Source organism: Streptomyces sp. NPDC029216, assembly GCF_040648015.1.
Lineage (GTDB): Bacteria > Actinomycetota > Actinomycetes > Streptomycetales > Streptomycetaceae > Streptomyces.
Genome location: NZ_JBEZWL010000222.1, coordinates 1 through 8,341, shown reverse-complemented (window position 1 = coordinate 8,341; position 8,341 = coordinate 1). Strand labels below are relative to the sequence as shown.

Annotated in this window: 7 protein-coding genes and 4 pseudogenes; 6 read left to right on the top strand and 5 right to left on the bottom strand. The window is 65.8% G+C overall.

Annotation, left to right across the window (positions count from 1 at the left end):
• Window positions 1–154: 154 nt before the first annotated feature.
• Window positions 155–472 (bottom strand): hypothetical protein, encoded by a 318-nt coding sequence (locus tag AB0F18_RS37280; protein WP_362069388.1) that lies wholly within the window; start codon window positions 470–472, stop codon window positions 155–157.
• A gap of 182 nt (window positions 473–654) precedes the next feature.
• Here AB0F18_RS37280 and AB0F18_RS37275 point away from each other — a divergent pair.
• Window positions 655–977 (top strand): annotated as a pseudogene (locus AB0F18_RS37275) (transposase); the annotation flags it as partial.
• Window positions 978–1,150: 173 nt separating this feature from the next.
• Here the strand turns inward: AB0F18_RS37275 and AB0F18_RS37270 are convergent.
• Window positions 1,151–1,586: pseudogene (locus tag AB0F18_RS37270) on the bottom strand (transposase); the annotation flags it as partial.
• Between the two features lie 147 nt (window positions 1,587–1,733).
• Here AB0F18_RS37270 and istB point away from each other — a divergent pair.
• A complete protein-coding gene (gene istB / locus AB0F18_RS37265) occupies window positions 1,734–2,525 on the top strand; it encodes an IS21-like element helper ATPase IstB (protein ID WP_362069385.1) in 792 nt (263 codons plus the stop codon).
• Window positions 2,526–2,558: 33 nt separating this feature from the next.
• On the opposite strand, the gene AB0F18_RS37260 is transcribed toward istB, so the two are convergent.
• Window positions 2,559–2,972 (bottom strand): hypothetical protein, encoded by a 414-nt coding sequence (locus tag AB0F18_RS37260; protein WP_362069382.1) that lies wholly within the window; start codon window positions 2,970–2,972, stop codon window positions 2,559–2,561.
• Window positions 2,973–3,153: 181 nt separating this feature from the next.
• Between AB0F18_RS37260 and AB0F18_RS37255 the strand changes: the two genes are divergently transcribed.
• Entirely contained in the window at window positions 3,154–4,755 is a 1,602-nt protein-coding gene (locus tag AB0F18_RS37255) for an ISL3 family transposase (RefSeq protein WP_362069379.1), read from the top strand.
• Here AB0F18_RS37255 and AB0F18_RS37250 read toward each other — a convergent pair.
• Window positions 4,741–5,352 (bottom strand): hypothetical protein, encoded by a 612-nt coding sequence (locus AB0F18_RS37250; protein WP_362069376.1) that lies wholly within the window; start codon window positions 5,350–5,352, stop codon window positions 4,741–4,743. The two genes, AB0F18_RS37255 and AB0F18_RS37250, sit on opposite strands and share 15 nt — an antisense overlap.
• 261 nt (window positions 5,353–5,613) lie before the next feature.
• Here AB0F18_RS37250 and AB0F18_RS37245 point away from each other — a divergent pair, with 261 nt between their 5' ends.
• Complete coding sequence (locus AB0F18_RS37245; RefSeq protein WP_362069373.1) at window positions 5,614–6,345, top strand: ISL3 family transposase; 732 nt, start codon at window positions 5,614–5,616, stop codon at window positions 6,343–6,345.
• Here the strand turns inward: AB0F18_RS37245 and AB0F18_RS37240 are convergent.
• Window positions 6,332–6,493 (bottom strand): annotated as a pseudogene (locus tag AB0F18_RS37240) (ISAs1 family transposase); the annotation flags it as partial. The gene AB0F18_RS37245 and the pseudogene AB0F18_RS37240 sit on opposite strands and share 14 nt — an antisense overlap.
• Before the next feature lie 111 nt (window positions 6,494–6,604).
• On the opposite strand from AB0F18_RS37240, the pseudogene AB0F18_RS37235 reads away from it, so the two are divergent.
• Window positions 6,605–7,951, top strand: a pseudogene (locus AB0F18_RS37235) (IS630 family transposase).
• A gap of 31 nt (window positions 7,952–7,982) precedes the next feature.
• A complete protein-coding gene (locus AB0F18_RS37230; protein ID WP_362069371.1) occupies window positions 7,983–8,216 on the top strand; it encodes a hypothetical protein in 234 nt (77 codons plus the stop codon).
• Window positions 8,217–8,341: the final 125 nt, after the last annotated feature.

The following is an 8,341-nucleotide window of genomic DNA, read 5'->3' as shown; positions in this document are numbered from 1 at the left end:
CCGGCGACGACCTCGGCCGCAGCCGTCCCGCCCTCGTTGCGCAGCCATGGACCACAGGTCGGAGGGTCGTCAGCGTGCGGAACACCGCAGGTGAGACGGCTACGCCGTGGTCACGGAGCGCGGTCCCTCTAAAGGAGCCGCACCCATCACACATTCACTTCAGGTCGCGGATGGTCGCCTCGAACGCCCGGTCCATGTCCCACAGGGGTTCGAAGGTGACGTGGACGACGTGGCCATAAGTCTGGTTGTGGAACATCTGGTAGCGCCCGAAGGCCTCGGGGTCCTCCACTTCGATCAGCGCATACCCGCCCCATCCGGTGCCGTACGTCTGGTGGTGCACGACACCGCTGTCGACGTCGCCCCAGTTGCCCGACCGGGCGAACGCCTTGAACGCTTCGCCCCACGCCTCATCGAGTGCAGGCTTTGTGACGCCCTCGCTGTAGACGAAACGCTGAAGATATTTTTGCCCCATCGCCCCACTCCTGCTCCCTGCCCCGGGCAGCCCTTAGCATCGCCCTCGGTGGTCGCAAGATAGCCATCACCCATCCACGTGCCGCCGCATCTCACCCGGTCGATGGCGTGTTTGAAGCCCTTGTCGTACGAGTAGGAAGCCAGCTGATGGCGATCTTTGGGGAAATCAAATATCCCCATCAGCAGACTCTCATCGGCGACAAGAACTACTTCGGCCATGGTTTCGAACGCGAACTGCCCGAACATGGAGTCCAGTTGCTGCGGCCTGCCCGTAAAGGTGAACGGGAAAGGGCTGGCGCAGCCCTGTTCACGCCGCTGCGACAGGTCATCGAATCGATCAACGAGACCTTCAAGGGACAGCTTGACCTCGAACGGAACCGAGGGCGCACACCCTGAGTGTCATAGCCCGCGTCATACAACGCATCCTCGCGCTGACCGCCGCGATCTGGCACAACGACGCCACCGGACATACCGTCCTACGCTCACTGATCGCCTACGATCACTGACCCCTTGGAATAGATCATCTAACCTCGCCGTTTCGGTTGGGATGAGGCGGCGTCGCTGATCAGCAGCTGTTGGGTGGTCGACGCGATTTCGGTGCTTGGGCAGGGCTGAGTCCCGGCGCGGTGGTCGGGTTCTCCAAGGCCTTTCAGGTCGTGGGCGGACGAGGGGCTGCCGGTCAGTCGCCAGGTCGGTGCAGTGCGGCGAGGCGGTGGAAGGCCATGGCCAGTTCGTTTCTCCAGGGCCAGGTCGCCGATATCCGCAAGCGCAGGCGTCGACCGCCGCAGGTGAGGCGGGCGGCGACGTGCAGCAGCCGGTAGCGGAGTTTCTTCGGCTCGGCAGTGGCGAGTTCGCCGTCCAGCAGCAGGACACGGGTCCAGGCCAGCAGATCGATTGCCGCGAGGCTGAGTTCGAGCCAGGCAGTGTTGATGTCGAAGTCGCGGGAGGGGAAGCGGCCGAAGCCGGTGGTCTTGCCGCACCGGATGTGGTCCTCGACGGTGGCATGCCCGCGGTGGCGGACCTCCAGGAACTGCGGAACCACCACCGCAGGACGGGGTGTCGGTGAGGAACACCTGATGCCGCAAGCCCTCGTCCTGGTCGAACAGGGACAGCTGGACGCGGGACTGTAAATCGTTCATCCCCAACCGACGAAAGCAGGCTCCCGGCCACGGCCTTTCAACGCATCCAGAACGGTGCACTCTCATTCGTACGAGGTGGTGCACGTTCACTTGTACGCCGACACACCGCGAGGGAGAAGCACAGTGACCCTGCCCCGCCAGCGAGGACTGACCGAGCAGGCCGCCGACACGGCCATCGACACCGCCTGCCGCCTACTGCGGCTTCCCTCGATCAGAAACGAGTTCTCCGACATCGCCGACCGGGCCATGAAGGACCAGATGACCTACCGCGGCTTCCTCTCCGAACTCCTGATGGCCGAGTGCGACGACCGGGCCCGACGCCGGTCAGAACGACGGATCAAGGCAGCCGGCTTCCCGCGGGACAAGTCGTTGCGGACCTTCGACTTCGACGCGAACCCCAACATCGACGCAGCCGCCATCCACACCCTCGCCAGCTGCGAATGGATCAAGAAGAGCCAGCCGCTCTGTCTGATCGGCGACTCCGGAACCGGCAAGTCCCACATGCTGATCGCGCTCGGCACCGAAGCTGCGATGGCCGGCTACCGGGTCAAGTACGTCCTGGCGACGAAGCTGGTCAACGAGCTAGTCGAGGCCGCCGACGAGAAGCAGCTGACCAAGACCATCGCCCGCTACGGCCGCGTTGATCTTTTGTGCATCGACGAACTCGGCTACATGGAACTCGACCGCCGCGGCGCCGAACTCCTCTTCCAGGTCCTGACCGAGCGGGAGGAGAAGAACAGCGTGGCCATCGCCTCGAACGAGTCCTTCGGCGGCTGGACCAAGACGTTCACCGACCCTCGCCTCTGCGCGGCCATCGTCGACCGCCTCACCTTCAACGGCACCATCATCGAGACCGGCACCGACTCTTACCGCCTCGCCAGCACCCGAGCCCGCGCCGAAGCCGCGGCCAGCTAGGTTCCGCCGGGAGCGTCGGCCGCTTCTCCAGTCTCAGGGGGAACTGGCCGACGACCCATCGGAGCGAAGCAGGGCCCGCAACTCGTCGGCGGTGACAGGCCCTGGGGCACGAAGGGGCTGGCCGACGTCGGCAGGCCAACTGGGACGGAAGCATTCGACGAAGTCCGTGAAGTCGGTCCGCAGATACCGAGAGTCGGACGGCTTCAGCCGGATCTGCTGGCGGCTGTCTGCCCACCAGATCTCGAAATCGGCAACCGTGCCCTCCGCTGGCCAGTCTTCGGCCTCGCTCGGTAGCAGCAGAACGTCGACAAAGCCTCCGACGCTCAGGCCGATTTCCACGAAGATCCCGATCACACCGGGCCTGGGAACCTTCACCACGGTGCCCTTGAAGACCTGCCCGAAGCGCAGGTCCGTCCGAATCCGAGTCCACTCGGCATCTGTCACCACGAACAGATCATCGCACCTTCGTCCGTCTGCCTCAGCGGCACGGCACTGCCGTCATTTCTCAGGTTCTGGCTCACTTTCCGTGGAGCATGCACGCTCAGTGACGGTGATCGAGCGAGCGAGCCCTGGCGAAGCTGCCAGGAATTGACCCGTACTGGGTGCGGTATGGCTGACAGTTCTGCCCGTGGAAGAAGTGGTGCTCAGGCTGGAGGAGTTGCTGTTCCCCTCGATCGCCGATGTGGCGGTGCTGTCGGTCGACGTGAACGACGAGGCGGTGCACATAGAGGCCCGAAGCACGGTGGCTGGGGCCGTCTGCCCCGGATGCGGAAGCTGGTCACGGCGGATTCACAGCTCCTACCTGCGCTTTCCCGCTGATGTGCCCAGCGGAGGCAGGCGGGTCGCACTCGGTTTACGCGTCCGCAGGTTCCTCTGCCCGGTCATCTCGTGCGGACGCCGGACCTTCGCGGAACAGCTGCCAGGGTTGACCCGGCGTTACGGGAGGCGGACCGAGCGGCTGCGGTCGACGCTGGCCGCCGTCGGCCTCGCGCTCGCCGGCCGGGCCGGTGCCCGGCTGGCCAGAGTATTCGGAGTGCCCGTCAGCCGCAGCACAGTGCTACGGCTGGTCAAGGAATTGCCCGACCCTCAGGTTCCGGCTCCACGGGTGGTCGGGGTCGATGAGTATGCAACCCGCAAGGCTCGCAACTACGGGACCATCCTGGTCGACGTGGAAAGCCGGCGGCCGGTGGACCTGCTGCCCGACCGGGAGGCATCCAGCCTGGCCGCTTGGCTCGCGAAACGGCCAGGGATCGAGGTGGTCTGCCGCGATCGCGCACCGTTCTTCGCCGAAGGCGCCACCGTCGGGGCACCCCAGGCGGTGCAGGTGGCGGACAGGTGGCATCTCTGGCACAACCTGAGCGAGGCCGCCGAGCGATGCGTCGCCGACCACCGGAGCTGCCTGCGGGTTCTGGCACCCCATCCTGCCCAGTCAGCCCCTGAGCCCGACAAGGCCCAAGACCCGACCGGCTCGCCCTGGCCCACCGGCCACCGCTTCGCCGACCGCACCCGCGCCAAGCACACGACCGTCCACGAACTGCTGGCCGCCGGGCTCAGCCGGAGGGCGATCGGCCGCCAGCTCCACATGACATCCCGGACCGTGAAGATCTTCGCCGACGCAGCCACCCCAGAAGACCTTTTCCGAGGGCAGTGGCAGGGCCGACCATCCAAACTCGACGCGTTCAAGCCCTATCTGGATGACCGCTGGAACCAGGGCTGCACGAACGCCTGGACGGTGTGGGAAGAGATTGTGCCGCTCGGCTATCAGGGCAGCTACCAGCGCGTTCGCGCCTACTTCCGGGAGAAGCGGCTGTCTCCCAACCCCGTCACAGCGCGGCCGCCGTTACCCCGCGTCGTCGCCGGATGGATCCTCCGCCGGCCCGAGACCCTCACAGAGACCGACCGCCTTCGCCCCAAGGCCGTCCTGGTCCACTGCCCCGAACTCGACGCCCTCACCGGCCACGTCCGGGCCTTCGCCCAGATGCTCACCGAGCGCCAGGGAGAACGACTCCCCGAGTGGCTCGACGCCGTCCCCCAGGACGACCTGCCCAGCCTTCACACCCTCGCCGCAGGCATCGACCGCGACCGCGACGCCGTGATCGCCGGTCTGACTCTGCCCTGGAACTCAGGCGTGGTCGAAGGACACGTCAACCGGATCAAGATGCTCAAGCGCCAGATGTTCGGCCGCGCCGGCTTCGACCTCCTGCGAAAACGCGTCCTACTCGCTGACTGACGTCTCTGTTTCCGAGCGGAGATCGCTAATAGGGAACGTCGTGGGTGAAGGGTGTTCCTTGCACGCCTCCCCGTGCAGTTCTTCGGGCCGCAGTGCCCAGGCTATGGCCTCGCGCGGACCGCAGAATGAAGGATCAAGGTGGAAGGTGATTCGGGTCCCGAACGGCTTAGGTGCTGAAAACTCCTCCCAGGCGCCGGTCGGATCCATCCCGACCAGCTCCTGGCTATAGCCGTGGCCGTCCAGCCACACCTCCATGACCGTACGGACGCAGAGTGCGGCAGCTGCGGAGGGAGCCCAACGCTGCAGGTCGAACATGTCGAGCAGGGAACCGAAGAATCGCGGCAGATGTCGCTCCCGCTCATCGGCGCTGGGGCGCTGATCGCTCTCCACAGTGAAGCTGAGGTCAGATCCGATCTCGACACTGATCTGTCCATGCCTGCCGTCACGGCGGTGCAGCGCGTCCCAGGCAACCGCCCGAAGTACCTCCGTGGGAAGCTCGGGGCTGCCCTGCTCAACCAGAAAGTACATCCCGGGGCGGCGCCGCACGTGCTCCACGAAGTCGACCACCCGCAGCGGCTCGATTGTGAACCTCTCCATTCGCCCTCCCCATCTCTTCACTTTCCAGTCAACCACAACCGATCACGGCACCCACCACCGTCAAGCTCCACGCACTCCCTACTCGTCCGGCTGCCGTGACGCATTGTCATCAATCACGGAAATTGAGCCAGAACCATTTCTGGTTCTGGCTCAGCTTTCGTGCAGGGGCCACGGTGAGTGACAGCTGAGCGTCCCTGGGCGGCTTGCGAAGTCGCCCGAAAATAGGCGTTGGTCAGTACTGCTGGGCTGACAGTCCGGACCGTGGAAGAGGTCGTGCTCCGGTTGAAGGAGTTGTTGTTCCCGGCGATCGCGGACGTCGCGGTGGTGTCGGTGGACGTGGATATCGAGATAGTGCGTGTTGACGCGCTATGCACCACGGTCGGCGCCGCCTGCCCGGGATGCGGAGCCTGGTCGACCCAGGTTCACAGCTCCTACCTGCGGTTTCCCGCTGACGCGCCGAGCGCCGGACGACGCGTCGTACTCCAGTTACGAGTTCGGCGCTTCCGCTGCGGGAACAACATGTGTCCCCGCCGGACCTTCGCGGAAGAGATACCCGGCCTCACCCGCAGGCACAGCCAGCGCACCGAGCGACAACGTTCCACCCTGGCCGCAGTCGGTCTCGCCCTGGCCGGCCGGGCCGGTGCCCGGCTGGCTGTCGTCCTGGGCGTGGCCGTCAGCCGGAGCACGGTGTTGCGCCTGGTCGACGCTCTTCCCGAGCCGGAGGTGCCAGCGCCGCGGGTAGTCGGCGTCGACGAGTACGCCACCCGCAAGGGCGGCCACAACGGCACCGTCCTGGTCGATGTCGAAACCCGCCGCCCGATCGACCTACTCCCCGACCGGGAAGCATCAAGTCTGGCCGCGTGGCTCGCCGAGCGTCCCGGCGTAGAAGTCGTCTGCCGGGACCGTGCGCCCTTCTTCGCAGAAGGCGCCACAGCCGGAGCGCCGCAGGCGATCCAGGTCGCGGACCGATGGCACCTCTGGCACCAATGGTGAGGTTGCGCCAGGTGGCCATCGCCCGGGGCGCGCTGCCGGTACGGAGCTGGGAGGCGTCCTCGGCGAAGGTCACGTCCCGGATGTGGTGCAGTGCCTCGATGGACCAGTGGCCGCGGATCAGGGCCGCGAGCTGTGCGGGAGTGGCCCGGCCGGCGAGTTCGAAGGCGAAGGGGATCCCGTCATCGGGGTGGATGGTGTACCCGGTGCCGTCTAGTGTGATGCGCCGGAAATTTCAGGGTTAAGTCTGTAGCCTGTTGTCATGTCGCCGGGTCCTCGTGCCGTTGAAGTCCGCCTGTCCGATGAGGAACGCGCGGAGTTGTCCCGTTGGGCGGGTGGGGCGGTGGCGCCGCGGTTCGCGGAGCGGGCGCGCATCGTGCTGGCGTGTGCGGGCGGGGCGCCGAACGCGCGGGTGGCGGTGGAGGTCGGCGTTACCGCCGCGACGGTGAGGAAGTGGCGTGGGAAGTTCGCCGCTGAGGGGATGGCCGGGCTCGAGGATGCCGCGCGCATCGGTCGGCCGAAGGCCGATCTGATTCTGAGCGAGGCCGAACGGGACCAGCTGATCCGGTGGGCCAGGCGCGCGAAGACCGCCCAGTACCTGGCGCTTCGCGCGAGGATCGTGCTGCGTTGTGCGGAAGGCGGGACGAACAAGCAGGCCGCGGCCGAGCTTGGTGTCGACACCTCGACCGTGGAGCGCTGGCGCGGTCGTTTCATCGCTGACCGTTTGGACGGACTGGCCGATGAGCCCAGGCCGGGTCGGCCGTCCTCGATTCTCCTCGACCAGGTCGAGGACGTGATCGTGGCGACGCTGGAGTCCACTCCGGGCCAGGACACCCACTGGTCGCGGGCCTCGATGGCCGCTCGCACGGGGCTGTCGAAATCGACGGTCGGCCGGATCTGGAAGCGGTTCGATCTCAAGCCGCACCTGCAGGATTCCTTCAAGCTGTCCACCGATCCGTAGTTCGTCGACAAGGTCGTCGACGTCGTCGGGCTCTACCACAATCCGCCGGAACGGGCAGTGGTGTTATGCGTGGATGAGAAGAGCCAGATCCAGGCTCTGGACCGCTCGCAGCCCGTGTTGCCGATGATGCCGGGCATGCCCGAGCGGCGCACCCACGACTGCCTGCGACATGGCATCACCAGTCTCTTCGCCGCCTTCAACATCGCCGACGGCACCGTCATCAGCGAACTCCACCGCCGTCACCGCGTGAAGGAGTTCAAGAAGTTCCTGGTCACGATAGACAAGGCCGTGCCCCACGACCTCGACGTGCACCTGGTGTGTGACAACTACGCCACCCACAACACCCCCGAGATCAAGACGTGGCTGGCTAAACACCCCCGCTTCCACATCCACTTCACCCCCACAGGCTCGTCCTGGATCAACCAGGTCGAGCGGTGGTTCGGTCTCCTCACCGACAAGCTCATCCGCCGCGGCGTCCACACCTCGGTGAAAGCACTGGAAGACGACATCCGGGCCTGGATCGAGACCTGGAACGAGGACCCGAAACCCTTCACCTGGACGAAGAGCGCCGACGAGATCCTGAAGTCCCTCGCCGACTGCCTCACCAAAATCACCCCATCAGCCACCGACAACCAGCCGCAGACTTAACCCTGAAATTTCCGGTGCATCACACTAGCTAGTGGCGCTTGTGATAGGTCTGCTGACATTCTCGCAGGGCCGCACCATCAGTCGGCGGGACGACTTCACGGTGATCGCTGATCGGCTGGAGCGGCAGCTGGCAGACGAACGGCGGCAGCGGCGGCTCCTCACGAGCTACGTGCTGGACCTGCGTCGGTGGGGCCGCCGGATTGCGCCGAATGACGACCCGATTCCTGAACCGCCGTCAGAGCTGGACCTGACTCCGTGGGGATGAGCCCGTCCCTTGCGCCCACGCCGGCGGCCTTAAGACGTCATCTCATTTGGCCAGTCTTCGGTAGCAGATGAGGGTGCAGGCGATGCTGGTGAAGGCGAGGAAGTGGTCGGCTTTGCGTTCGTAGC